This is a genomic window from Arcicella rigui, assembly GCF_034929435.1.
In the GTDB taxonomy this organism is placed as follows: domain Bacteria; phylum Bacteroidota; class Bacteroidia; order Cytophagales; family Spirosomataceae; genus Arcicella; species Arcicella rigui.
Genome location: NZ_JAYFUM010000010.1, coordinates 46,173 through 73,160 on the forward strand (window position 1 = coordinate 46,173; position 26,988 = coordinate 73,160).

The 26,988-nt window shown below is 36.7% G+C and carries 22 protein-coding genes; 10 read left to right on the forward strand and 12 right to left on the reverse strand.

From position 1 onward, the window contains the following. Positions 1–148 precede the first annotated feature (148 nt). Entirely contained in the window at positions 149–1,168 is a 1,020-nt protein-coding gene (locus VB248_RS09980) for an AraC family transcriptional regulator (protein WP_323296627.1), read from the forward strand. Between the two features lie 48 nt (positions 1,169–1,216). Here the strand turns inward: VB248_RS09980 and VB248_RS09985 are convergent, their stop codons facing one another. Then, the gene (locus tag VB248_RS09985; RefSeq protein WP_323296628.1) at positions 1,217–1,645 is read right to left on the reverse strand and encodes a YybH family protein; all 429 of its coding nucleotides are present in this window, start codon (positions 1,643–1,645) and stop codon (positions 1,217–1,219) included. A gap of 223 nt (positions 1,646–1,868) precedes the next feature. Here VB248_RS09985 and VB248_RS09990 point away from each other — a divergent pair, with 223 nt between their 5' ends. Continuing rightward, complete coding sequence (locus VB248_RS09990) at positions 1,869–2,720, forward strand: diacylglycerol/lipid kinase family protein (protein WP_323296770.1); 852 nt, start codon at positions 1,869–1,871, stop codon at positions 2,718–2,720. Beyond that, positions 2,713–3,057, forward strand: a complete 345-nt coding sequence (locus VB248_RS09995) for a translation initiation factor (RefSeq protein WP_323296629.1) — start codon at positions 2,713–2,715, stop codon at positions 3,055–3,057. The genes VB248_RS09990 and VB248_RS09995 overlap by 8 nt, the downstream gene beginning before the upstream one ends. A 52-nt stretch (positions 3,058–3,109) precedes the next feature. Here the strand turns inward: VB248_RS09995 and dprA are convergent, their stop codons facing one another. The 6 genes from dprA to ygiD form a co-directional block, all read right to left on the reverse strand. Beyond that, positions 3,110–4,228 carry a DNA-processing protein DprA gene (gene dprA, locus VB248_RS10000; protein WP_323296630.1) on the reverse strand — a complete coding sequence of 373 codons (1,119 nt, stop codon included), beginning with the start codon at positions 4,226–4,228 and terminating at the stop codon, positions 3,110–3,112. Between the two features lie 27 nt (positions 4,229–4,255). Continuing rightward, positions 4,256–4,627 carry a MerR family transcriptional regulator gene (locus VB248_RS10005; protein ID WP_323296631.1) on the reverse strand — a complete coding sequence of 124 codons (372 nt, stop codon included), beginning with the start codon at positions 4,625–4,627 and terminating at the stop codon, positions 4,256–4,258. Positions 4,628–4,748: 121 nt separating this feature from the next. After that, complete coding sequence (locus VB248_RS10010; protein WP_323296632.1) at positions 4,749–5,636, reverse strand: oxygenase MpaB family protein; 888 nt, start codon at positions 5,634–5,636, stop codon at positions 4,749–4,751. A gap of 296 nt (positions 5,637–5,932) precedes the next feature. Continuing rightward, positions 5,933–7,285: an MATE family efflux transporter gene (locus VB248_RS10015; RefSeq protein ID WP_323296633.1), complete on the reverse strand. Its 1,353-nt coding sequence runs from the start codon at positions 7,283–7,285 to the stop codon at positions 5,933–5,935. An 86-nt stretch (positions 7,286–7,371) separates the two neighbouring features. Continuing rightward, entirely contained in the window at positions 7,372–8,301 is a 930-nt protein-coding gene (queG, locus tag VB248_RS10020; RefSeq protein ID WP_323296634.1) for a tRNA epoxyqueuosine(34) reductase QueG, read from the reverse strand. A 140-nt stretch (positions 8,302–8,441) separates the two neighbouring features. Next, positions 8,442–9,272 carry a 4,5-DOPA-extradiol-dioxygenase gene (ygiD, locus tag VB248_RS10025; RefSeq protein WP_456062052.1) on the reverse strand — a complete coding sequence of 277 codons (831 nt, stop codon included), beginning with the start codon at positions 9,270–9,272 and terminating at the stop codon, positions 8,442–8,444. Positions 9,273–9,529: 257 nt separating this feature from the next. Between ygiD and VB248_RS10030 the strand changes: the two genes are divergently transcribed. Next, positions 9,530–10,960: a circularly permuted type 2 ATP-grasp protein gene (locus tag VB248_RS10030; protein ID WP_323296636.1), complete on the forward strand. Its 1,431-nt coding sequence runs from the start codon at positions 9,530–9,532 to the stop codon at positions 10,958–10,960. 192 nt (positions 10,961–11,152) lie between these two features. On the opposite strand, the gene VB248_RS10035 is transcribed toward VB248_RS10030, so the two are convergent. Next, positions 11,153–15,013 (reverse strand): pyruvate carboxylase, encoded by a 3,861-nt coding sequence (locus VB248_RS10035; protein ID WP_323296637.1) that lies wholly within the window; start codon positions 15,011–15,013, stop codon positions 11,153–11,155. 375 nt (positions 15,014–15,388) lie between these two features. Here VB248_RS10035 and VB248_RS10040 point away from each other — a divergent pair, with 375 nt between their 5' ends. The 4 genes from VB248_RS10040 to VB248_RS10055 all read left to right on the forward strand — a co-directional run bounded on the left by VB248_RS10040 (position 15,389) and on the right by VB248_RS10055 (position 19,936). Continuing rightward, positions 15,389–16,615, forward strand: coding sequence for a DUF418 domain-containing protein (locus VB248_RS10040; RefSeq protein ID WP_323296638.1), 1,227 nt, complete (start codon positions 15,389–15,391; stop codon positions 16,613–16,615). 147 nt (positions 16,616–16,762) lie between these two features. Continuing rightward, positions 16,763–17,782, forward strand: a complete 1,020-nt coding sequence (gene pdxA, locus VB248_RS10045; RefSeq protein ID WP_323296639.1) for a 4-hydroxythreonine-4-phosphate dehydrogenase PdxA — start codon at positions 16,763–16,765, stop codon at positions 17,780–17,782. A gap of 204 nt (positions 17,783–17,986) precedes the next feature. Continuing rightward, a complete protein-coding gene (locus VB248_RS10050; RefSeq protein ID WP_323296640.1) occupies positions 17,987–18,871 on the forward strand; it encodes a sugar phosphate isomerase/epimerase family protein in 885 nt (294 codons plus the stop codon). A gap of 117 nt (positions 18,872–18,988) precedes the next feature. Continuing rightward, positions 18,989–19,936, forward strand: coding sequence for an NAD(P)-dependent oxidoreductase (locus VB248_RS10055; RefSeq protein WP_323296641.1), 948 nt, complete (start codon positions 18,989–18,991; stop codon positions 19,934–19,936). Positions 19,937–20,229: 293 nt separating this feature from the next. On the opposite strand, the gene VB248_RS10060 is transcribed toward VB248_RS10055, so the two are convergent. The 3 genes from VB248_RS10060 to VB248_RS10070 form a co-directional block, all read right to left on the reverse strand. Next, on the reverse strand, positions 20,230–20,682 hold the full coding sequence (locus VB248_RS10060; protein ID WP_323296642.1) for a methylglyoxal synthase: 453 nt from the start codon (positions 20,680–20,682) through the stop codon (positions 20,230–20,232). Positions 20,683–21,030: 348 nt separating this feature from the next. Next, a complete protein-coding gene (locus VB248_RS10065; RefSeq protein ID WP_323296643.1) occupies positions 21,031–21,756 on the reverse strand; it encodes a BRCT domain-containing protein in 726 nt (241 codons plus the stop codon). Between the two features lie 273 nt (positions 21,757–22,029). Further along, a complete protein-coding gene (locus tag VB248_RS10070; RefSeq protein WP_323296771.1) occupies positions 22,030–22,752 on the reverse strand; it encodes an NUDIX hydrolase in 723 nt (240 codons plus the stop codon). 209 nt (positions 22,753–22,961) lie between these two features. Between VB248_RS10070 and VB248_RS10075 the strand changes: the two genes are divergently transcribed. Together VB248_RS10075 and VB248_RS10080 are read left to right on the forward strand one after the other, a co-directional pair. Beyond that, on the forward strand, positions 22,962–24,593 hold the full coding sequence (locus tag VB248_RS10075; RefSeq protein WP_407652904.1) for a carboxylesterase/lipase family protein: 1,632 nt from the start codon (positions 22,962–22,964) through the stop codon (positions 24,591–24,593). Positions 24,594–24,636: 43 nt separating this feature from the next. Next, the gene (locus VB248_RS10080) at positions 24,637–26,241 is read left to right on the forward strand and encodes a carboxylesterase/lipase family protein (RefSeq protein ID WP_323296644.1); all 1,605 of its coding nucleotides are present in this window, start codon (positions 24,637–24,639) and stop codon (positions 26,239–26,241) included. A gap of 173 nt (positions 26,242–26,414) precedes the next feature. Here the strand turns inward: VB248_RS10080 and VB248_RS10085 are convergent, their stop codons facing one another. Then, positions 26,415–26,978, reverse strand: a complete 564-nt coding sequence (locus VB248_RS10085) for a septal ring lytic transglycosylase RlpA family protein (RefSeq protein ID WP_323296645.1) — start codon at positions 26,976–26,978, stop codon at positions 26,415–26,417. Between the last annotated feature and the right edge of the window lie 10 nt (positions 26,979–26,988).

Here is a 26,988-nt window from a genome sequence, read left to right on the forward strand (position 1 = left end):
GCTGTGAGCTATAAGCTTTGAGCAGTAAGCCGTGAGCTTTGAGCTTTTTTATGGATTCTTTAATGAGAAATATTCCAAATAAAATTATTGAAAATAAAAAAAACTCAAAGCTCACTGCTCATAACTCATTGCTAAAAATCCTCCAACCATGAAAAACAATTCCCTCTCCGTAGCCTCTTTCAATCTGATTTTATACGCTGCCCAACAAAAAGGGGCAGACTATACTACTTTGTGCGAAAAAGTTGGTTTAACTCCCGAAATGCTACAAGACCCAGACGCTCGTTTGCCCATCAAAAAAGTACAAGTACTTTGGAAGGAAGCCGTAGAAATGACGGGCGATAAACATTTGGCTTTGCATCTTGGAGAATCTATCAATACGGTTGCGGTGGGAATTTTGGCTTATGTGATGATGCACTGTCCTACTTTGGATAAAGCTTTAGAGAAACTTTGTCAGTATCAAGATATTGTTTGTGATGGTTCAAAAACCACTGTTTTTATTCAAAACGATTTGGTTTATGTTACGCTTACACAAATAAGTGAGGAAATGTTGTATCCGCAATATGCTTTTGAGTCGGAACTGTCTATTTATCATGCAGCTATGAAAGGAATGATTGGCAAAGATTTACCGCTAAAATCTGTTCATTTTATTTATCCCACTTACTCCGATTCGTCTGAATATCAAAGAGTTTTTCAAACGCAAGAAGTAGTTTTTGAAAGTAATTTTACGGGAATGGTTTTTGAAAAAAAGTACTTTAATTTGCCAATTATCAATGCCAATCCCAATCTTTTTCCTTTGTTTGATAAACACGCACGGAGTATTCTGGAAGGATTAAATCAAGATAATTCGTTCAAAGAAAAAGTGAAAAAAGAAATTTTGGATGGCTTAAAAGGCGAAGAACCTTCACTTTTTAATGTTTCAAGAAGTTTGGGAATAGGTTTGCGTTCTTTACAGATGAAACTGAAAGAAGAAGGAGTTACTTTTCAGCAACTCCTTGATGATATTCGTAAGAATTTAGCTTTACAACATTTACAAGAATCACACCTAAGTACCACAGATATTGCCTATTTATTGGGCTATTCTGAACCAAGTGTTTTTTTCCGCTCTTTCAAAAAATGGACTGGATATACGCCCAATGTTTACCGTAAAAATCCTAAAATGGTAGCTTAATATTTTGATTGTTTGAAAGTAAATATCAACTAATTTTCCTACAAGTATTTAAGAAGAATGGTCAGCAATGATTTGCCATTTTCCTTTGATTTTCTTCCAAATAAGTGAAAAATGTCCGCCAATATCTCCTTTCTCTGGGCGAGCCAAATGCCATTTTCCTACAACCAAACAAGTATTTTTAGCTAAAAAATTGACATGAAGAATATCAAATTTTAGCGTTCCCATGCTGGCTTTGTCGGGATAATTTTTGCGATAACTCGCCAAAGTACCTTCGTAGCCATACTTAATACCGCCCTTTCCGATGTACATCAACGAGTCGGACTCCCAGTAGCCTTTCATAAAGTTACTTACGTCGCCATCGTTCCAAGCTTTGGTTTGTTTATCTAAAATATTCAAGATTATTTGCCTGTCTTGCTTAGACTGGGCGAACGCATTCAATGCGAAGAATGTTAATGAAAGTAACAGTAATTTTTTCATCCCTTAATTTTTGTGTAAATTTGATTTTTTATATGAAAACATATTCAAAGATAAGAATATGTAATAAACTCTCTTGAGAAGGAGTAGGAAGCTTACATGAAAATCAAAAAACTTTTTGAAAAATACCAAGATTATTACTTGGTGGACGGCTTGATGTACTTGTCGTTTGTAATCATGATAATATTGATGTTTATCTTTTTTAGCTAATATGGTTTGGTTTGTGATGAATCCGAAGTCGGGAACGACTACACCCGTGCAAAAAAATAAGATTACAAATCTGCTTGCAAAGCATAAAAATTGTAAATTATTTTTTACAGAGTATCGAGGTCATGCCACAGAAATTGCTCAACAGGCGGTTGCAGAAGGTATTGAAAGAGTAATCGCTGTGGGTGGCGATGGCACGGTAAACGAAGTAGCAAAAGGGCTGATAGGCTCGAAAACGGCTTTAGGAATAGTACCAATTGGCTCAGGAAATGGCTTGGCTCGTCACTTAAAAATACCGCTTACAATTGAAAAGGCAGTAAATTTTGTACTTTCTCAGCAAACGGGCGTTATAGATGTCTGTTTTCTTAATGAAATCCCCTTTTTCTGTACAGCAGGTGTAGGTTTTGATGCCCACGTAGCCAATGAATTTGCCCAGCAAAGTTCAAGAGGTTTGAAGACTTATGCCAAAATGTCTTTGAAATCTTTTCGTACATATAAGCCCGAATCGTATCATTTGGAATCAGCTTGTATCAACGAAGTAAAAAATGCCTTTTCGATTACTTTCGCCAATGCTACGCAGTACGGTAACAATGCCTTGATTTCGCCCAAATCAAAAATTGATGATGGTTTAATTGAAATGGTTGTATTGAAGCCTTTTCCGTTTGGAGCAGCTCCGATTATTGGTGTGCGTTTGTTCAGAGGTACTTTGCCAAATTCGAGATATATCGAAACTGAATCAGACAGTCTTTTTACCTTAAAAGCCCAAGAAAATCTTTTGGTGCATTATGATGGCGAACCCTTACAATTAGATACCAACGAATTGAAGATTACTTTAAAACCAAAAGCTTTGTTGATTATCGGTCATGTCTAAAAATAAAAAAATACCTCTTGGCGTAGTATATTCTACCAATCCTGATTTTGACTTTTCTTTTGAAGACGATGGACAAGTTGAAACCTTAGCTCCCGCTAAACAAAATCTGAAAGTACAGTTAGATAAAAAAGCTCGTGCAGGAAAGCAAGTAACGTTAATTTCAGGTTTTGTAGGTACAAATGATGATTTAGAAGCGTTGAGTAAAAAACTCAAGAATCTTTGTGGCTGTGGAGGTTCGGCAAAAGATGGAGAAATTTTGATACAAGGCGATTTCAGAGATAAAATCCTTACTTTTTTAACCACTTCTGGCTATAAAGCTAAGAAGGTTGGTGGATGAGTGATTGAAAAATTAGATTGGCTTTTGGTTTTGTTTAAAAACCAAAAGCCAACTATCGCACCGAAATTGCATATTTCTTACCAGGCAAAGACTTCAATACGCCTTGAAATTCCAAATTCAATAGTAAAGAAGATAATTTGGCAATGTGAATCTGTGATTGCCAAGCTAATTCATCAATTTCCATCACTTGGTTTTTATGTAGCAAAGCCATAATTTGACTTTCTTCTTCGGTAAAATGGCTTAAATCTAAAGCTACTTTGTTTACCTGACTTTTCTCATTTCCGAGTAAATCCCAATTCAACGTTTCCACGACATCTTGAATACTGGTGTAAATTTCCGCTTTTTTCTCCTTAATAAGCTTATTACAACCTTCTGAAAAAGATTTTCCTAACTGTCCAGGTACAGCAAAAACATCACGATGGTAATTATTGGCGTACTCTGCCGTAATCAATGCTCCGCCTTTTATTGCTGCTTCAACCACGATTGTAACATCCGCCATTCCTGCTATAATTCTATTTCTTTGTGGAAAAAATCGTGGGTCGGGCTGGGTTTCAAAAGTTTGTTCTGTAATAATTCCACCCAATTCTTGCATCTGTACCGACACATTTTTATGTTGATACGGATAAATTAAATCTATGCCACTTGCCATAACGCCTAATGTAGGAACAGTATTTTTCAAGCAAGCTTTGTGTGCTACAATATCAATTCCATAAGCCAAACCACTTATTACCAATGGGTTAAATGGTTTTATATCTTCAATAATTTCTTCGGTAACACTTTTGCCATATTCTGTGGATTGCCGAGTACCTACAATGGCGATGGTACGAGTATGATTCAAATCAGCTTTGCCTTTGTAATACAGCAAAACGGGAGCATCGTACAGTTGTTTGAGTCGATTTGGGTATTTTTTATCTGTATAAAACAGCAATTCAACTTGTTGTTTTTCAGCTTCTTGAACAATCTTTTGAGCTTTTTCAAGTACAGATTTATCTTGCAGATTCAAGGCAAGTGTTTTGCCAATATTAGGAATTTTTTGAAGTTTGGCAACAGGTGTTTGAAATACTTGTTCAGCAGAACCACAGTAACTTATTAACTGACGAATCAACACGTCCCCAATTTTGGGAATCAAGGTTAATGCGATTTGGTAGATTTTATTTTCAGAAATAGCCATTTTTGTAGAAAAGATTTTAAAGTCTTTTTATTCACTTGCCGACTTGTTTTCGGTTTCCTCGTCTGGCTCGTCTAAAGCGGTTCTGAGGGCTTTCATAAATTTTTTAATTTCTTCTAATTTATTAATTACCATTTGAGTTTCATGCTTTTTTTTCTTCTTTGCTTCTAATGCACGCTTTGCTCCTTCAATGGTATATCCTTGATTTTCAACCAAATCTACGATTTCGGTCAAATGGTTTATGTCTTCTTGTGTATATTTTCTATCGCCCGAACGGTCACGTTTTGGATTTAGTGAAGGAAATTGTTCTTCCCAAAAACGAAGTTTGGAGATATTCATATCAAACATCTGAGCCACTTCCGAAATCGAATAATATCTTTTTACTAAAGGAACACTTTCCATGCTAAAAATAAAAAATAAGGATTGAATAAACTTAACAAAGATAGAAATTTTGTTGAAAAATGATAGATTGGTTTAGCATTTGATTTTGTTTTTGAAAACAGTAAGCGTTTCCAGAGCAAAATCATTTCTTCCGAATTATATACTCAGGGCCTAAGGTTTCAATCGTAAACTCGTGTTTGGGATAGGTTCTATAATGGGAATTACTTATTTCGGTGGGATATAGCTTAAAAGTAATATATTTCAAAAAATACTTTCTGATTTGAAAACTCATTTCCAATATTTTACAAAAAAATGCTGAGGGCTTTTGATAAGCAAAGGCTTGTCTTAATGATTCTGAAATCAAAGCCGCAAAAACTGGTTTTACAGCAAACCTCAAAAAGCTTGGAAACCAATCTTCTACAATTTTTACGGTGGCATCTGCGATTACTTTATTGCTTTCGGCAAAACGAAAATACTTTTTTTCATAATGTTCGGCAAAAGATTTTAATGCTTCCATACTCTCAGGAATATCGCTTAAATTCATACGTTGAGCTACTTCCTTAAAAAATAAGAACAAAGCTAATTGTTCATCCTCAGTCATTTTTCGCCAACCGTTTGCCTCCATCCAATTGATTGGATAAAAAACAAAAGTAGAAAGTACCAACAAATAATCTTCATTAGCAATGCGATAATGTCCATGAATTTTATTCATTTGGTCAATTGCCCTTTTGCCCAGTTCGCTATCATAGCCTGCTTGCATAAATTGGGCTATCAAAATCCCCGTATCGTCATAACGTTTTTGTCCTCGCTTTACAAACTCTCCTGTTTTTTGCAAAAGTCCTGAAATACTTGGACTGGCATAAGTATGAAATAAAGCCAATTCCAACGCCCTTACCATATCAAAAGGAAATTCGTAAGCCGTTAGCAAATAGACAATTCGCTGATGTTCTGTGACAGGATTCAGAGAAGCGATTTCTTTCTGAATGGCTGGATTACGAAAAATAAAAGCCCTTTTTGTATAAGTTTTCATAGACTGATAATTAAATATGAGTCAGGATTGCCAAATTGTTGATTTCGGGTTTCGGATGTCTGCTTTCAGCTTTCCTAAACGCTTTCATAACTACTTTATCCTATTTCCGAATCAATTTAATCTTTCCTACAGTAACATTATGAGTTATGAATTTTGGTTTAGTGCTGTACCGAAGTTGGAAAGCTATTTTAGAATGGCTGATTCCATAAATTGGATAAAATAACTTTATAATTTATGAAATACATCAAAAGAAAATATTTTAAAAATCCGACATCCAAAATCCTAATACCTCAATTTTACAATTCCATTTTCGCTACTTTACTATAAAATCGCCAACTTAATAAAGAAGCAGAAGCAAATAAGGAAAGTGTAAGCCCAATCCAGATGCCGATATGTTTTAAATCATAAACAAAACCCAAAACATAACAAAGTGGTAAACCTACGCCCCAATAAGCAAAAATGGTTATTAAAGTAGGCACATTTACATCTTGTACGCCTCGAAGTATGCCCAAACTTACGGCTTGAACGCCATCAAATAATTGGAATATTCCGCCCCAAATAATCAATTGTGCCGCTAAAAAAATCACGTCTTCGTCTTTGACATAACTGGCAAAAAAATCATTAAAACTCAACATCAGTACGCCACAAATGCCCATAAAAGTTATACCAATCAGCAAAGCGACTGTACCAGCTCTGAAAATGGCTTCACGGTTTTTTGTTCCCACAGCCGAGCCAACTCTAATGCCCCCAGCGGTAGCAATGCCCGTAGCGGCCATATAAGTAAGCGAAACAAAACCTATGGCTACTTGGTGAGCAGCTTTGTGCTGAACACTTATCCAACCCATCATTACCACTGCTCCGTAGAATGCTGCAATTTCAAAAAATCCTTGAAAACCACTTGGAATACCAATTTTAAGAATGTCTTTTATTAAAGCTCCTGTTTCGCTCTGTTTCACTTTTACCTTTAAGTATTCCTTAAATGTTTTTGTACCAAAAGTATAATAAGCAATTGCCAGCATCATATATACTCTTGAGGTAAAAGTAGCATAACCCGCTCCGTTCAAACCTAAAGCAGGGAAAAAGCCAACGCCATGAATTAAACAGTGATTCAAGATAACGTTTAAAATCAGTGCAGACCAAGTAATGTTCATCGCTACTTTGGTGTGCGATAGCCCGTCCGTAAAACTTTTGATGGCAGAAAAAATAAAGGCAGGAACAGTTGAAGCCGTGATAATCCAAAGGTAGTTTTGCGTAAGTCCTTGTATTTGTGGCGGTTGTTTCAAAATCTGCATATTCAATCCAAAAGCAACTACTAACACAGAACAAAGTACTGCCATTAGTATTGCTACCCAAAGATTGGCTTTCAAAAGAAAATAACATTGAGCAAAATCGTTTTCGGCTTTGGCTTTTGCCACCATCGGCGAAACAATTTGCAAACAGATATAACCGATAATGGTAATGTTTATCAAAATTCCGTTGGCATCTGCTGCCGCTGCTAATGCCTCCACTGCCCCTTTGTCCATTCTGCCCACTTGTACGGTATCTGCCAGCCCCATCAGCATAATGCCAAGTTGACCTGCAATAATCGGAAGCGACAAATGATAAGTAGCCAGTAAATCAGGCTTATAGCTTTCAAATAACTTTTTCAAGAAGATTGTTTTTTAAGAGATTTGTTGATTTGAAGTACAAAGATGACAAGCTAATTTTGATAAAAGAAGTATTCCCAGAAGAATATTCATGGTTTCAAAAAGTCGATATTGCGTTTCAAACCTGTGTACTTGGTTCTTTTAAGAGCCGATTTTTTAAAGATTACCTGAAATACTTCTTCAGTAATTTCTTGCCAATCGGCATTTGAAAATTGAGCTAAATCTGGATGAAGATTAAATTGTGTTTCTTGATGTGGTTTTGAAAAACGATTCCACGGACAAACATCCTGACAAATATCACAGCCAAAAAACCAGTTTTCAAATTGATTTTGTACTTCTAAAGGAATGGCTTCCTTGAGTTCTATGGTATAATAACTGATACATTTTGAACCGTCCACTACATAAGGTTCAATGATGGCATCGGTCGGACAAGCGTCAATACAGCGAGTACAAGTACCGCAATAATCTTTTACAGGGCCGTCGCTTTCTAAGTCTAAATCTAAAATCAATTCGGCAATGAAAAAAAAGCTACCTTGTTTTTTATTGATAAGATTAGCATTTTTGCCAATCCAACCCAAACCACCTTTTTTTGCCCAAACTTTGTCCATTACTGGGGCAGAATCTACAAAAGCTCTGCCGTTTACTTCGCCAATTTCTGCTTGAATGGCAGACAAAAACAATTTTAATTTATCTTTTACTACAAAATGATAATCTGTTCCGTAAGCGTACTTCGATAACTTCAAATCCTCTTTACCTTCGGGCAGGCGTTCGGCAGGATAATAATTAAACAATAAAGAAACCACCGATTTGGCATCGTCGACAAGTAAACGTGGGTCGAGGCGTTTGTCGAAGTGGTTTTCCATATATTGCATTTTTCCGTGACGATTGGCTTTGAGCCAATTTTCTAATCTTGGAGCTTCTTCTTCTAAAAATCCTGCTTTTGAAATACCACAAAAATCAAAGCCCAATTCTTGAGCTTTTTGTTTGATAAATAAAGAATATTGTGCTTTGTTAATCATTTATGGAGTAATCAATACAATTTAAGCATTATTGATTTCGGATTTCAGGTGTCGGATTTCGGATTAATAAACGCTTTTTTTAGACTTATTTTAGACAAGTGTGCTTGCCTAATCATCAATCACCAGTTACCAATTTCAATTTAAGCAATTTTTACAGAAGTCATCGTCAGCGAACCTCCTACGGCTACATCATTAAAGAAAGTTGCCTCCTCATTTTTTTCTTGCATTCCCAAAATGTACAGTAAAGGATAATAATGGTCGGGCGTTGGAATTGCCAATTTAGCGGCTTGTCCTAAACTTTCATAATTTATCAAAGGTTTGTGATTACCTTCTGCGATATGTTTTTTAAAAATATGGTTGATTTCAATTGCCCAATCATAGCCATAAGAACCATTGATTCGCTGAAAATCTACCATTCTTAAATTATGCACCATGTTCCCGCTACCGATTATCAACACGCCTTTTCGTCTTAATACGGCTAATTCTTGAGCCAACTCATAATGATATTGTGGCGACTGATAATAATCGATACTCAGTTGAAGTACTGGAATATTGGCTTTTGGATAAATATGTCGGATGATTGTCCAAGTACCGTGGTCGAGTCCCCAGTCATGGTCTAAATGTACTTCTGCTTTTGTAATCAGTTTTTTAGTTTCCTCCGCAATGGCTGGACTTCCTAAAGCAGGATACTGTACATCAAAAAGAGCTTTTGGAAAACCGCCAAAATCATGGATAGTTTTGGGTTTTTCCATTGCTGTTACAAAAGTACCACGAGTAAGCCAATGAGCCGAAATACAAATGACGGCTGTCGGATTTGGTACTTCTCTACCGATTGCTTCCCATTGTTGGCTAAACTGGTTATTTTCGATGCCATTCATCGGCGAACCATGACCGATAAAAAGTAAAGGTGTTTTTTGTCCTTGTTCAGATAATTGGTCTGAAAGAGCTTTTAATGTTCCTAAAGTAGTCATGGCTAATACCCCTGCCGAGGCTTTTATGAAATCTTTTCGCTTCATTTTTTGAAAAACAGATATTTTATGCAACGAAATGATTGTTTCGTAAGTTCAAAGTGTAACTTCGTATGAAAATCAGTAAGTAATTTTACTCATTTTTCAAGAAATTTTGCCATTTTTCTATTTTTCCGAATTTTCTTTGGGAAAACAATTTTGTAGCTCACCATTATTTTTTTAAATTAGACTTATAACAACTAATAAAATATCCAAAGCCTATGAATTTTAGTTTTGACAACTACCAAACCGAAGGCTTCTTCGATGAAATGTTTGATGCACAAGGCAATGTGCGTATGGGTTATGAAGCATTTAAGGAACGGGTAGAACAGTTAAAGGTTGATGAATTTATCCGTCGCCACCAAGCAGCAGAACGCTCTTTGATGGCCATGGGGATTACGTTCAACGTTTATTCGGAGAATGAAGGAACAGAAAGAATTATGCCTGTTGATATTATTCCCCGAGTAATTGAAGCCGAAGACTGGAAAAAAACCGAAAAAGGTTTAATACAACGTATTACCGCTCTCAATATGTTTTTGGATGATATTTATCACGACCAAAAAATATTAAAAGACGGAATCGTTCCTCGTGAATTAATCGAAACTTCAAAAGACTTCCTCAGACCTTGCGTTGGTATTCGCCCACCTAAAGGAATTTATATCCATATCACGGGTACAGATTTAATTCGTGGCGACGATGGCAAGTTTATGGTTTTAGAAGATAACCTTCGTTGTCCGTCTGGAGTATCTTATATGCTTGAAAACAGAGAATTGTTAAAACGTACTTTCCCAGAAGTTTTAGGAAAAACAAGAGTACAGTCTATCTCTGATTACCCAAGCCGTTTATTGCAGATGTTACAACACATCAGCGACAGACCCAACCCAACAGTTTGCGTACTTACGCCAGGTATTTATAATTCAGCTTATTTTGAACACTCGTATTTGGCACAACAAATGGGTGTTGAATTAGTAGATGCTCGTGATTTAGTCGTACACGATGGCTACGTGAAAATGCGTACTACCAAAGGTTTCCAAATTGTTGATGTTATTTATCGTAGAATTGACGATACCTTCTTAGATCCTAAAACTTTCAATCCAGATTCATTGATTGGTATTCCGGGTATTTTTGATGTATATAAAAAAGGAAGAATTGCCTTAGCCAACGCTCCGGGAACGGGTGTTGCCGACGATAAAGTAATTTATGCTTATGTACCAAGAATCATTAAGTACTACTTAGGCGAAGACCCTATCATTCCTAACGTAGAAACTTATATTTGTGGAGAAGAAGCCGACTGTAAATATGTTTTAGAAAACATTGAAAAATTAGTAGTAAAAGAAGCCAATGAGGCTGGTGGTTATGGAATGTTGATTGGGCCGAAATCTACTAAAGCAGAACAGGATATTTTTAAAGCACGTATCAAAGCTAACCCAAGAAATTATATTGCTCAACCTACGATTTCTTTATCAAGAGTACCATGTTTGATTGATGACCACTCGGAAGGTCGCCACGTGGATTTACGCCCATATATTCTTTACGGAGATGGTGTACAAGTAATCCCGGGCGGTTTAACAAGAGTTGCCCTACGCAAAGGCTCATTAGTCGTGAACTCCTCACAAGGGGGTGGTTCAAAAGACACTTGGGTACTGTATTAATTAACCAAATTATCACTAACATTCCACCAAAGGCAAGCATCAAAGGCTTGCCTTTTTTTATGTTGATGAGGTGAAACAATTTTCAAATTTGATAATGCTAAAACATCGGGAGTGTCTATATCCAACATTTCACTCCAAACAAAAATAGCCTTGAAGAAATTCAAGGCTATTCTGTTTATTGATAGTATTTATTTACTGAGCTAAGAAATCTCCGCTTGTAATTTCTGCTAAACCTTCAGTTGAACGGTTGTACAAATATGAATACGATTCATAAGCTGTTCCGTCGATAGTAACTGTGATGGCATTACGAACAAAAACACTTTCAGCTTCATTTTCTGGATAATACTCTTCGTACTCATCCAAAATTCTAATTAATCTTACTGAATTACTTAACTTGTAAAGCTCACCTACTACTTTACTATTACTGTCTTCAGATGGTACAATACCAGGATATTCGCCAATATTATACATTTTTCCTTGATAAGTAGCCATTCCGATAAACTCAGAATTACGAGTGATCAATTTATGTAATTCGTTGCCGAAATCTTTTCTTAATGTTCCGTAAACAAACAAGAACTCTTCTTTATCAGGTTCTGGCAAAGTTGCTTCTTCTACTGCCAATACTAAGTCTTCTTGTTCAACTACTGTACCTTCGTTCAATACAACTCTTGAAATGATACCTTCAAATGGAGAAGAAACGATTGATTCCATTTTCATAGCTTCAATCACATACAATGGTGCATTTTTCTTCACTTCATCGCCCGGTTTCACCAAGATTCTACTTAAACGACCTTGTAGTGGAGCTCCAATATCACCTTTTGCCGAGGCTTTTACGTGTTGCGGACGCTCAACTTTGATATTCTTGTCTAATACTTTAATTCTACGAGCCTGTCCGTTCAATTCAAAAGTAACTGTACGAAGTCCTGATTCGTCTGGCTCTGATTTGTACAAGTATTTAACAATGATGGTTTTTCCTTCATCAATTGTAATCAAAATCTCTTCGTCAGATTTCAAACCATAGAAGAATGCTGGCGTTGGAATCAATGAAACTTCACCATAAAGTTGTTGAGCTTTGTAGTAATCTTCATATACTTTCGGATACATTTTGTATGAAAGATAATCTAATTCACCTTGCTCATTTTCTGGGAATTTCGCTTTGAATGCCTCGAAATCTTTTTCAAAATCAATCGGAGGAATAGTATCGTTCGGACGGCTTGTTAATGGTGTTTCACCTTTCAAGATAATCTCTTGCAATTGTTTCGGGAAACCTCCATGAGGCTGTCCTAAGCCACCTTTAAAGAAATCTTTTACAGATTCAGGGAATGAAAGAGTAGCACCACGAGCATACACATCTTCAGCCGTTAATGAATTGGCAGTCATAAAGATTGCCATATCCCCTACTACTTTTGACGATGGCGTTACTTTTACGATGTCGCCAAACAATTTGTTAGCTTCCACGTAATTGTGCTTCATCAATTCAAATTTATCACCTACACCCAAAGCAATGGCTTGTCCACGCAAGTTGGTGTATTGTCCACCCGGAATTTCGTTATCATATACTTCGGCAGTACCTGCTTTCAATTCAGATTCAAATGGATAGTACATCTGGCGAACATCTTCCCAATAGTTTGAGTACTGGTTCAATAAAGGCAAGTTCATAGCACATTCACGCTCATGTCCTTGCATCATTGCTACTATTGAGTTGAAGTTTGGTTGAGCCGTTAAACCAGACATCGAACCTAAAGAACAATCTACAATATCAACACCTGCTTCAATAGCTTTCAAATAAGTTGCCGCTTGAATCGAAGCTGTATCGTGTGTATGTAAGTGTACAGGAATTGAAAGTGCTTTCTTCAATTCTGTTACTAACAATTGTGCTTGGAATGGTCTGAGCAAACCAGCCATGTCTTTAATTGCTAAGATGTGAGCTCCTTCGTCTTCTAACTGACGAGCCATATCTAAGTAATACTGTAATGAATACTTTTCATTGGTAAAGACATCACCTGTATAACAAATGGAAGCTTCTGCAATGGCATTTGTACGCTCACGAACAGCTTTGATAGATACTTTCATGGCTTCAACCCAGTTCAAAGAGTCGAAAATACGGAAGACATCAATCCCTGTTGCCGCAGATTTTTCTACAAATTTTTCAATTAAATTGTCTGGATAAGCCGAATAGCCTACTGCATTTGAACCACGGAATAACATCTGTAAAAGCATATTCGGCATGGCTTCACGGAATGCTTCCAAACGTTTCCACGGCGATTCGTTCAAGAAACGCATCGCTACGTCGAAAGTAGCACCGCCCCAAACTTCCATTGAGAACAATTGAGGGAAGTTTTTAGCATAACTTTCTGCCACAGCTACCATGTCTTTAGTACGTACACGTGTTGCCAATAATGACTGGTGTCCGTCTCTGAAAGTAGTATCTGTATAAAGAATTTGCTTTTGTTCTTTGATGTACTGAGCAAATTTATCAGCCCCCATCGAATCCAACAATTGTTTATTACCTGTTGGATATTCAGCGAATGGGTCGAATGCTGGAACAACTGGAGTACGGAAAGTTCTATCGTTTTTAACTTTTACATCAGGATTACCATTTACCACTACATCACCTAAATAGCGAAGTACTTTTGTAGAGCGGTCTCTTGAAGTTTTGAAGTTAAATAATTCAGGATGTGAATCTATGAATTGTACTACGCATTTTCCTTGTTGGAAAACTGGGTGCGTAATTACATTTTTCAAGAATGGAATATTGGTTTTTACACCACGAATACGGAACTCCGTCAAGGCACGAGAAAGACGTTGTGAAGCTCCTTTCAAAGTTCTACCACGAGCAGATACTTTCACCAACATCGAGTCGAAGTATGGAGAAATTTTCACACCCGGATATGATGAACCTTCGTCCAAACGAATGCCATAACCTGCAGCATTTCGGTAGGCGATAATCGTTCCGAAATCTGGTTTGAAACCGTTAGCTGGGTCTTCTGTGGTGATACGACATTGAATTGCATAACCATTCAAAGGAATATCTTCTTGTTTAAGGATGAAGATATTACTATCAGAAAGTTTATAGTTTTGAGCAATCAAAATCTGTGTACGAACGATGTCGATACCTGTTACTTCTTCCGTAATAGTATGTTCTACTTGAATACGTGGGTTTACTTCAATAAAGTAAATATTTTCATCTTTGTCCACCAAGAATTCAACCGTACCAGCATTGTAATAATTTACAGCTTTACCGATTGCCAAAGCGTACTTATACAATTTCTGGCGAGTTTCTTCTTTCAAACCAAAAGAAGGAGCTACTTCTACTACTTTTTGGAAACGTCTTTGTACTGAACAGTCACGCTCGTAAAGGTGAACTAAATTGCCATGTTGGTCACCTAATAACTGTACTTCAATGTGTTTAGGTTGGTCGATGAATTTTTCGATAAAAATGGTATCGTCGCCAAAAGCATTTTTCGCTTCGTTTTTCGCTTCACTGAAAGCTTTTTCTAAAGCTTCTTCTTCACGCACTACACGCATACCACGTCCACCACCACCCGCAGCAGCTTTTACCATTACTGGAAAACCAATTTTGCGAGCTTCAGAAAGAGCAATGTCGAAATTGACTAAATCTTCTTTTGAATCTTCAATCATCGGTACTTGTGCAATTCTTGCAGCCACTTTTGCAGCTACTTTATCGCCCAAAGCGTCCATTGCTTCTGGTGAAGGACCAATAAATTTAATGCCTTCTTCACGGCAACGACGAGCTAAAGTAACGTTTTCAGAAAGGAAACCATAGCCTGGGTGAATCGCATCAATTTTCTTCTCCTTACAAAGTTTAATAATTCCTTCAATATCCAAATAAGGCTTTAAAGGCTCATCATCTTTTCCGATTTGGTAAGCTTCATCGGCTTTGTATCGGTGAAGAGAATAACGGTCTTCAAACGTATAAACGGCAACGGTGCGAATACCTAATTCAGAGGCAGCACGCATGATACGGATAGCAATCTCGCCACGATTGGCTACCAAGAGACTGTTGATTTTTTGGACGTAAGGCTGAGCCATATTTCAGAAATTGGTTGTCGGTTATTGGTAAATGCTTTTAGTGAAAGGGCTTTTGTTTAACAAGTTTCTGTTTTAAGCCAAATTGTTATTAAATCGTAATCTACAAAACAAAAACATATTAAATCATACAAAAATCAAAAATAAATTGGGTATTTGGTTACGAATACGCAAGAAAATTTGGTCTATATTAGAAAGATACAATTTTGTTTTGATTAGTTGCTATTTTTAAAAAATACTCTTTCTAATATTTTCTAAAAGTAAGCCAAATGCTTATTCGGTGGCTAAATTCTTCAATAAAAATTTAATTTATATCTCCTGCAACCCCATTCTTCATTGAAGCATCTAAGCAATAAATTTAACTATAAACAAATAAAAATGACCTCTCAAAAACAAAGAATCTTATTAGTTGATGCCCTTCGGGGATTTGCACTACTTGGTATCGTATTAGCCCACATTGGCGGTTGGTTTATTGCTGGTGCAATGCCCAGTGAAGTTTGGCAAAAGTATCAAAGCGATACAGCCAGTACCATCGTGAGTTTTATTGATGGTATCTTTATTTCTGGAAAATTTTTTACTTACTTCTCGTTCTTTTTTGGGGTAAGTTTCGCTATTCAATTACTACAACGTAAAGAAGATGACTCTCGTTTTCTACCGAGATTCGCTTGGCGATTGGTCATTTTGTTTATCATTGGTTTTATTCATCACCTTCACTGGAAAGGCGATATTTTGGGTATTTACGCATTTCTTGGTTTTTTCTTGTTGCTTTTTTACAAGGCAAGCGACAAAGTATTGCTGGTAGCCATTTTGATTTTCGCCCTCAATATTCCCAATTTCGTTCATGAAATAATTGCCTTTAATAAAGCTCCCGAAAAACCAAAAACCGAAAAAGAACAAAAAGCTGAATTTGAAAAAAATGAAAAAGAAAACGCCAAAAGCTATTTTACTTTGAAAAAAGGTACTTATACCGAAATCGTTGCACAAAATTTCAAAGACTTCAAGTTCAAAGTAGAGTTTCAATTGTACTCAGGTAGGATTTTCGTTACTTTTGGATTTTTCTTGTTAGGACTTTTTGTGGGTAAACGTAAATATCTGGAGGACATCGAAACCCATAAAGTACTTATCAAAAAAGTCATGTGGTGGTCGCTTGGGGTTAATTTTTTCATCATTGCCTTTTTCCTTACGGTTGAATTGGGACAACTCTGGGACAAATTCCCCAAATGGTTTGGCTTAGTGGGCAATTTCTTATTTTCAGTTCATTCTTTACTGATGACGCTCTTTTATATTTCAGGAATGGCTTTGTTGTTGCATAAAAAATCAATGGAAAAAGTAATGCTTTACTTGGCTGGCATTGGCAAAATGGTACTGAGCAATTATTTACTCCAAAGTGCCATTGGTGTCACTTTGTTTTATGGCATTGGATTTGGTTTGGCAGGCGACATCAGTCCAGCTTGGTGCTATCTGATTGGATTAGGCATTTTTACTTTGCAACTTTTTATCAGTAAGTGGTGGCTTGAGAAATTTAATTACGGCCCAATGGAATGGCTTTGGCGTTCGGCTACTTACTTGAAATGGCAAGCTTTTCTGAAAAAATCATCGCTCTGAGTCGAGCATTTCTTCTGAAATTCATCATGGGTTTGGCGAAGCAATTCGCTGAACCTTTTTTATTTCCCCTTCTTTTACGATAACTTGCAAGTCTAATTTACAGAATCAAAGAAAAAATTTCCGCAGATTCTTTTCACTACAAAAACAATGGAACAACAAAAACCAATCATAGGAATTACTTTGGGTGATTATAATGGCATCGGGCCAGAGGTCATCTTGAAAGCACTAACCAGTAATCGAATCTTAAAACTTTGTACTCCAGTTATTTATGGCTCTCAGCGTGTATTTAGTTTTTATAGAAAAGCTTTAGATTTAAAAGATTGGACACTTCACAGTATTCAAAGTGTAGAGCAAATCAATCCTAAATTAACCAATGTAATTACTTGCTGGGATGATAAACAAACCGATGTAAATCCGGGAAAAGTAACTGCCGAAGCTGGTGCTGCGGCTCTGGCTTGTTTGCAAAAAGCTACTGAAGATTTGAAAGCTGGGCATATTCACGCCATCGTAACAGCTCCGATTAATAAAGATAATATTCAGTCAGAAGAGTTTAAATTTCCGGGGCATACCGAATTTTTTACCGAGACTTTCGAGGCAAAAGATTCCTTAATGTTTTTGGTTTCGGATGTTTTGCGTGTAGGAGTAGTAACTGGACACATTCCTTTGGGACGAGTACGTAGCTCAATCACACAAGAAAGAATTACTCAGAAACTTAACCTTATGTTTACTTCTTTGAAAGAAGATTTTGGTATTCAAAAACCTAAAATTGCGGTGTTGGGGCTAAACCCTCATGCTGGCGAAAATGGCTTATTGGGTAGCGAAGAAAAAGAAGTGATTTCGCCAGTTTTAGAAGAATTTAAATCAAAAGGTAATTTAGTTTTTGGGCCATTCCCAGCAGATGGTTTCTTCGGAAATGCTCAATTCAAACATTTTGATGCCGTTTTGGCAATGTATCACGACCAAGGCTTGATTCCTTTCAAATACATTTCATTTGAAACTGGCGTAAACTTTACAGCAGGTTTGCCCATTGTGCGTACTTCGCCCGACCACGGAACGGCTTATGACATTGCAGGAAAAAATGTAGCCAAAGCTTCTTCGATGCTACAAGCTATTTTTACGGCTATTGATGTTGTAGATAACAGAAAAGAAAATGTTAATCCAGTATAAGAAAAAATAAAAAAAAACTTAATTTGGCATACTGCAAATGTGCGATTTACGAAAAAAGGCTTTTGAAATTTATCTTTCTAATTCCTTCGTTGCTCATTTTCAGTTTGCCATCGGGTTTTCACTCAATCAAAATACAGTTTTTTTTTGTTGGGTAATTTCTCTCGAAAATATCAATTATTCAATCTTTTCAACCTTAATAGAACAATGTCAATCGAACAACAATCTCGTCGTGACTTTTTGAAAAATAGCTTGTTGGCTACTGCTGGTGCGACTCTCTTAACAAACGAATTATGGGCTGGGCCAAAAAAACCATCGCCACGTCATATTGGAGTACAGTTATATTCTGTTCGTGATGCCATCAAAATAGATGCCAAAGGTACTTTAGCAAAAATTGCTAAAATGGGCTACAAAGAAGTAGAAGGTTTTGGTTATTCTGATGGTAAATTCTTTGGTTTGACACCTGCTGATTATTCAAAAACTTTGGCAGACAATGGCTTAACGATGCCTTCGGCACACGCAATGGTAACGTCTAAAGACTATGCTGGCGGACAACTTTCTGACGGTTTTAAAAAATTGGTAGAAGATGCTATCAGCGTTGGTCAAAAATATGTGATTGCTCCGTACATGGTTGACGAAGACCGTTTGCAAGGCAAAAAAATGGCTGAGATTTTCAATAAAGCTGGAGAGTATTGCAAAGCTGCTGGCGTGAAATTTGGCTACCATAACCATGATTTTGAATTTAAAAAGTATAACGGAGAACAACTTTATACAACACTTTTGAATAATACTGACAAGCATTTAGTAACATTTGAAATGGATTTGTATTGGGTAGTTGTAGGTGGTGAAAAACCAGTTGAATGGTTCAAAAAACACCAAGGAAGATTTACGCATTTCCACGTAAAAGACCACGACCCTGTGAAAAATGTAACGGTTGAAGTAGGCGAAGGCGATATTAATTTCCAAGAGATTTTCAATGCGGCTAAAATTGCTGGTACAAAATATTTTGTAGTAGAATTAGAAAACTACAAACGTACTCCAATGGAAGGCATCGAGATTGGTTTGAATAACCTCAAGAAATTGAAATTCTAATTTTCTATTAGAAATACTCAGGAAATATTAATTTTGTATGCAAAATTTGAACCTGCCACCTGTTTGGCAGGTTTTTTATTAATACCTCTTTAAAATTTGATTGAGGTTTGGAGAAAAATGAATATGAAGAAAGTTTTGATTGTTGATGATATGCACCCAAGTATCCTTCCGATGCTGGAGGAAATCGGATTTGTTCCTGATTACCAACCAAGTATTCAGCGTGAAGAAATCTTGGATATCATCAAAAATTATGAGGGTTTGCTTATCAGAAATAAAACCAAAGTTGATAAAGAGTTTTTGACTTATACTTCAAAATTAGAATTTATCGGAAGAGCTGGTGCTGGACTTGACTTGATTGATATTCCAGCAGTTGAAAAAATGAAAATTCAACTTTTTGCCGCTAACGAAGGTAATTCCGACGCCGTGGGTGAACATACTTTAGGAATGATTCTGAATTTGTTCAATAAAATCAACTGGGCGGATGCCGAAGTACGCCAGAAAGTTTGGTTGCGTGAAGCCAATCGTGGTATTGAATTGATGGGCATGACTGTGGGCATTATTGGCTACGGAAATATGGGAAAGGCGGTTGCTCAACGCCTAAAAGGTTTTGGCGTAGAAGTGCTGGCTTATGACCTTTACAAACAAGACTTTGGTTCGGAATTGGTAAAAGAAGCAACAATGGAGGAGATTTTCGAGAAAACGGATGTGCTTTCTTTACACGTTCCGCTGACAGATAAAACTCGACAATTGGTGGATGAAGCTTTTTTGGTGAAGTTTCACAAAGATATTTTCTTGGTGAATACTTCAAGAGGAGAAGTGGCTTCAATTCGAGCGGTATTGAATGCTTTGAAAACAGGAAAACTCAGAGGGGCGTGTTTGGATGTACTTGAAAATGAAAAAATGCACCAACTCAAAATCAATTCTGAACAAGAAATCATGTACAACGAATTGTTCAGCATGAAAAATGTGATATTTACGCCTCACGTAGCTGGCTGGACAAAAGAAAGTTATTTCAAAATCAATCAAGTACTTGTCAATAAAATAAAGGCGATGTATGGGATATAAATGAATTTGAAGATTTGAAAATTTGGGGATATGGGGATTTGAAAATTTGAAAATGTGGCAGAAATAATTAAATTTCTCATTTACAAGTTTCTAAATTTTCAAATCAGAAAAATATAATTTTCAAATCTTCAAATTCACACATCTTCAAATCAAAAAAATAATTTTCAAATCTTCAAATTCACGCATCTTCAAATCAAAAAAATATAATTTTCAAATCTTCAAATTCACGCATCTTCAAATCAAAAATATATAATTTTCAAATCTTCAAATTCACACATCTTCAAATCAAAAAACTATACCTTCCTCGATAAATAAACCGAATAATCCGTCAGTGACGATTCGTACTCATCGTTCATCAAAGGCGATGTCAGCATAAAATCTGCAGAGGCACGGTTACAAGCCATTGGGATATTCCAAACAACTCCCAAACGTAGTAATGCCTTAATGTCGGGGTCATGAGGTTGTGAAGCCATTGGGTCCCAAAAGAAAATAATCAAATCAACCGCCCCTTCGGCTACCAAAGCACCGATTTGTTGGTCGCCCCCCAAAGGCCCACTCAATAATTTTGTTACAGGGCGGTCAATTGCCTCCTCTACCAATCTTCCCGTAGTACCAGTAGCAAATAATTCATGTCTTGATAACACCCCACGATTATAATAAACCCAATCTATTAATTCTGCTTTTTTATTGTCGTGGGCAATGAGAGCAATTCTTTTTCTGGCTTTAAAAATTCTTGAATTAGACATTAGGAGATTGTTTTATGTTTTAAATTTTTATTTAATTAGCTATAAGCATTTAGCGGTCAGCGTTCAGATTAAAAAATATTTTTTCTAATTACTCTTATTTATATTTAGTAGTGATTAGCCTTTAAAAGTGTTAGCTCAAACAGAGTAAAGAAATCAGGCTGAAAGCCAAAAACTGATAGCTGATAGCATAGTCTTACTATCGCAATTTACCTATCAAGTTTTATTTTCACAAGTTAAGGTTTTTGGATATATTTTAATCAAATGCTTTACTTCTTTAATAAGATTTTTCAATAAAAAAACCGCCTAATTGCTACAATTAAGCGGTTTTGCTGAGGCGAAATGAGCCTGCTATGATTTTAAGAAATGAATAAAAGCATCTTCACTCAGTACAGGTATTCCCAAGCCTTTGGCAATTTGCTCTATTTCAGAATAATCAGTCTTATCAGCATTGCCAATCACCAGGTAATCTGTATTAATCGACAAAGAAGCGTCCAATACTGCGGCAATTTTCAGAAAACACTCTTTTATTTTTTCTTCGGTAAGCTGATGCAATTTACCTTTTATTACTATTCTTTTTTTATAAAAAATATGCGTAACGTCCTGAAAGTGAAATTCATATAACTCTTTTGAAATCAAATGATTATACTCGTTTATTTCTTCGTACTCATCCTCTATATGTATCTTGAAGTAGCCCGTATAATTTTCACTTTTCACGTAGCCGATGGGCGTTTTCTTTTCTTGAATTATTTGAAGCATATTTCGGTACAGGTGTTTTCCAAAATATTCTGCTAATACATGGCTTGAAGCATAATGTTTTCTAATAAAATAGGCCATCGAATCTGCCTTACATTCTATTTTTACTTCTTCAAATGGCTCTAAACGATTGCACAAATACGCAAGTGTGTTGCGTGTAATATCTCGGTGGAGTTTACTATCGTCTTCTATGTAGTTTAGAATCTTGAAGTTATCGTTAGAAACTTTTTTTGTTTTTTGTTGGGTTTGGGTTTTTACAGGTTTTGTTTCGTTCATATCACTACCCCTAATTTTTAGGAGTAATCGTTTGATAGGATTCATAGATTTATTGTTTTATTTTGGTATGTATGATTTTCAACTTTAAACTAAAGATAGTTATTGTTGAGAAATATCCTTTACTTTCAGAGGTAAGTATTTAATAATAAAATTATGAACGATTTGGCAGGTGTATTTACTGTTTACCGACTGTATTTTAAGTAATGAATATAATTTATGCAACGTTCTCTATTTGTGTAAATATTTGATTATTAGGTATGTGAAAATCTACCGCAACGGCGGACCGTTCACCAATCACTTTTTACTAATTACTACTTATTACTTTGCTTCACTTTCAAAACTGTACAAATAAGGAGCTTTGTGGGCTTTGCCAGAATACTCTTTTTCATGGCGTTTGAGAATCCCCAAGCTCAAAATTTTACGCTGAAAAGCTGTTCTATTGAGCTTTTCTCCCAAAATCGCCTCATATACTTTTTGCAAAGTAGGAATAGTAAACCTTGTCGGCAAAAGGTTCGCTCCAACTAATTTTTTATCTAAATTTTCACCCAAAGTTTTCAAGGCTCTTTGTACGATTTCTCGGTGGTCGAGCATCAAATTAGGCAATTCATCCACGGCATACCAAGTACATGAGTCCGAAAGTGTATCGGGCGTAGGTACTACTTTGTCGTAATTAATCAAGGCATAATAGGCTACCGAAATAAAGCGTTCGAGCATCCAATGGTTTTCTTCCAAACTTTTGCCGTTAGCTTCCAAAATCGTTTGCATGATTTCAGGTTTATACCGAGCCACATCTCCGAAAGTATAAAATTGCTCTAAATAAATATTATCTAAGCCTGTTCGTTCTTTTAGTCCTCTCCTAACGGCATCATTCAAGTTTTCATTCAAATCAACAAAACCACCCGGCAAGGCGTACAACCCAGTGTTATGATATTTCATAATAAGGATTTTGAGTTTCTCGCCAGAAAAACCAAAAATCACAGAATCGAAAGCAATATGTGAAAGGAAATTTCTCAAAATTATAATGTGTTTTAAATAGTTTATCTAAAAATTTCAACAAACAACTCTTTAGTGGCTAATCCAACAAATAAAGGACTTTGGCTTCTTAATTACATCATTTTTATGAATAAAACATGATTTTTTCTTTTTAAAAAGCTACTTATTGTAATTTTTTCAAAAATAAATAGGATTTTTTTAAAAAACGAATTATTATTGTCGCAAATTGCGACAATAGAATTTTACCTTTCAAAAACATGAAAAAAATCACTTACTTATTTTTGTTTTTTGCGTTTATGCAAACAGAACTGAAAGCTCAAACCAATGCCTTTTCCGTACAGGTGAAAATCGAAAATGGAGTCATTGAAGGAAATTATGATACTCATACGGGTATTCAAACTTATTTTGGTGTTCCATTTGCGAAACCACCCGTTGGCGATTTACGTTGGAAAGCTCCACAACCTTTAACTAATTGGACGGGAGTAAAAGAAACCAAGAAATTTGGTCCACGCCCAATGCAAACAATGGTTTTCGGCGATATGCAGTCACGTTCAAACGGTGTAAGCGAAGACTGTTTGTACTTAAACGTATGGACACCAGCGAAACGCAATACTAAAAACCTTCCTGTTTTGGTATATTTCTACGGAGGTGGTAATGTAGCAGGTGATGCTTCTGAGCCACGTTATGATGGCGAAGCAATGGCGAAACAAGGAATTGTGGCCGTAACGGTAAACTATCGTTTGAATATTTTTGGTTTCTTGGCTCACCCTGAACTTTCGGCGGAGTCGCCTTACAAAGCTTCTGGAAACTATGGTTTACTTGACCAACAAGCAGCTTTGGCTTGGGTACAAAAAAACATTGCGGCTTTCGGTGGCGACCCTAAAAAAGTAACCATTGCAGGCGAGTCAGCAGGCTCAATCTCAGTGAGTTATCAAATGGCTTCACCACTTTCTAAAAACTTAATTGCTGGTGCTATCGGCGAAAGTGGTGCTGGTATCAAGCCTACATTAGACCCTGTTCCTTTGGCTGAAGGAGAAAAAATCGGTGCTGAGTTTGCTAAAAATGCGGGGGTTCCTACTTTGAAACAATTGCGTGCATTATCGACCAGAGAAGTATATGAAATTTACAACGAATCAAAACGTTTTGGTTTTCCAGTAGTAATTGATGGGTATTTTTTGCCTAACACTATTACCAAAATTTTTGAAGCAAAACAACAAGCACAAGTACCTTTATTATTGGGTTGGAACTCAGCAGAAATTCCCGGCGGTGCATTTTTACAAGGCCCAGCGAATGCTGAACAATTCACAAATCGTGTGAAAAAAGAGTATCCAAACAACCACGAAGAAGTATTACAATTATACCCAACAGGTAGCACAGACAGAGACGTTGAAGTATCGGCTACGGCTTTGGCTTCTGATAGATTCATTGCTTTTAGTACTTGGAAATGGTTTGATTTACACCGTAACAATAGCTCGCAACCAGTGTATCGCTATTTGTATAGCAAATTACGTCCTGAGTTGGTTGACAAAACTTTGGCTTCTGGTTTGGCTGGTGGTACAGTGAAAAAAGATGCTAATACGCCTACTCCTCCTGCTCCAAAAGCTGTGGGTGCTCCGCACGCTTGCGAAATCGAATACTGCATGGGCAATTTACATTTGGTGAAAGACTACGCTTGGACAGCCGACGATTTCAAAGTGTCTGAAACGATGTTTAATTACTTTGCCAATTTCATCAAAACGGGTAATCCAAACGGTGGAAAACTTCCTAATTGGTCAGTAGCAAAATCAGGCGACAAAACGCCTCCAGTAATGGTGATTGATGTAGAATCAAAAGAAATCAAAGCTCCTGCTGATGCTCGTTATGAGTTTTTAGATAAAATGTATAAATAAGAATTTTTAACCTTTCAATTCATATTAACTATTTAATTAAAACATGAAAAAGCAGATTTTAAGTCTTTTACTTGCCTGCGGAATTGCAGTGGGTGCAAAGGCACAGTTAGTCACGGGTGCAAATGTTGCCGTAACCAATACCGAATCGGGCAAAGTACGTGGCTATATTCATAATGGCGTTTTTACTTACAAAGGAATCCCTTATGCTGAAGCTGAACGCTTCGAAGCTCCGCACAAACCAAAGGCTTGGTCGGGTGTGCGTAGTTCATTGGCTTATGGCCCAGTTGCTCCTTTGTTAGACCCTACTACAAGCGTACAAGACGAAAGTGAATTTGTATTTCACCACGACTGGGGCTATACAAGCGAAGATTGTTTACGCTTAAACGTTTGGTCACCAAATATTACAGATGGCAAAAAACGTCCAGTAATGTTTTGGATTCATGGTGGAGGTTTTACGGCTGGTTCTTCACAAGAATTACCTTCTTATGATGGCGAAAATTTAGCTAAAAAGGGAGACGTAATTGTCGTTTCAATCAATCACCGTTTGAATATTTTGGGCTATTTAGACCTTTCTGCTTATGGTGAAAAGTACAAGTACTCGGCAAACCTAAGCGTTTTGGACATGAGAGTAGCTTTGGAATGGGTAAAAGCAAATATTGAAAACTTTGGCGGCGACCCTAATAATGTTACCATTTTCGGACAATCAGGCGGTGGTGCAAAAGTAAATACTTTGATGTCGATGCCTTCTGCAAAAGGTTTATTCCACAAAGCAATTAACCAAAGTGGAGCGTTCAGAAGTAATATGTTGGATAAATCAACGACGCAAGCCATTACTGCTGAAGTATTAAAAGCCTTAAAACTTCAACCAAACCAAGCAGATAGTTTACAAAAAGTACCTTTTACCGCATTAAGTGCTGCTGGAAAAACAGCCTTGAAAGTAGTAGCTGATAAATTAAAAGCAGAAGGCAGACCTGTTGGAGGTTTTGGTTTAAGCTGGGGGCCAAGTGTTGATGGTGATTTATTGCCTTATCAATTATTTTCGCCAGAAGCATTTGAATTATCGAAAAATATTCCGCTTTTGATTGGTACTGTAAAAAATGAATTCATGGCTTCGTTGTTTGCTGGTTTGAGTAATGCCAACGAAACACAAGTAAAAGACTTTATCAAAAAACAATATGGCGATAAAGCTGACGCTTATTTACAAGCCGTGAAAAAAGCGTTTCCAAAAGATACCAAACCTTCTGATTTAATCGACGTTGATACTCGTTTCCGTCCGGGAGCTGTTTTCCAAGCTAATACAAAAGCATCATTGACTGGTGGAGCTGCACCAGTGTTTATGTACATGTTCTCGTGGCAATCGCCCGTGTTAGATGGTAAATACAAGGCTATTCACTGCGTAGAAATTCCTTTTGTTTTTGATAATATTGCTCGTTGCGAAGAAATGACTGGCGGTACAAAAGAAGCTTATGCTTTGGCAGATAAAGTAAGTCAGTCGTGGATTAATTTTGCTCGCTTCGGAAATCCAAGCAATCCAAAATTACCAAAATGGCAACCATACACAGTTGAAAAAGGAGCAACTATGTTTTTCGACAATACTTGCGAAATCAAGTATCATCACGATGCCGACTTATTAGAAGTAGTGAAATAGGCTCTTTAACTTCAGTGCTTTAGGCAATAATCATTAAGTAAAAAATAAAATGTACATTTTTAGCTTATTGCCTACTGCTTACAGCCTAAAGCCGAATTTTACCAGAATACTTACATACAATAAAAAAGGCAACGATTGAATTCGTTGCCTTTTTTGTTAAAAGATTTTCGCTTTTATCTATGAGCCTCAGCATTTAATGGATTCACTGCCGACGAATCTACTCTGATTCTCCCCTCTGCATCTTTCACTACCATCAAATACATTCTTTTCTTATTTAGTAATTCTTCAATACCATTCGACTTTAAAGTACTGTCAACAGTAGCGATTAATTCTTCTTCTTCCTCCTCATCTAATTTTACAAGTCCATCCCCCAGTGACAAAACTTTGATTGAAACTAATGCCGTTCCAGACCGAAGAAGCCCTAAATCTTTGGCTGCCGAGTAAGATACATCTAATACTCTTGAGCGTTTGTGTGGGCCTCTGTCGTTTACTTTTACGACGGTCGTTGAGCCATTTGCTTTGTTGGTAACTTCTAATAAAGTCCCAAACGGAAAAGTACGATGTGCGGCAGTTCGGCGATTAGCTCGATAACGCTGCCCACTTGAAGTACGTCTCCCTTCAAATTTACTGGCATAGTAAGAAATCTTTCCGTGGATTACTTTGGTCGTCGGGTTGGAAGGAGTCGTTAATGCAGTAATAGAGGCAGTTAAAAGTAGGAAAACCGTTTTTAAAATCATAAGCACAAAT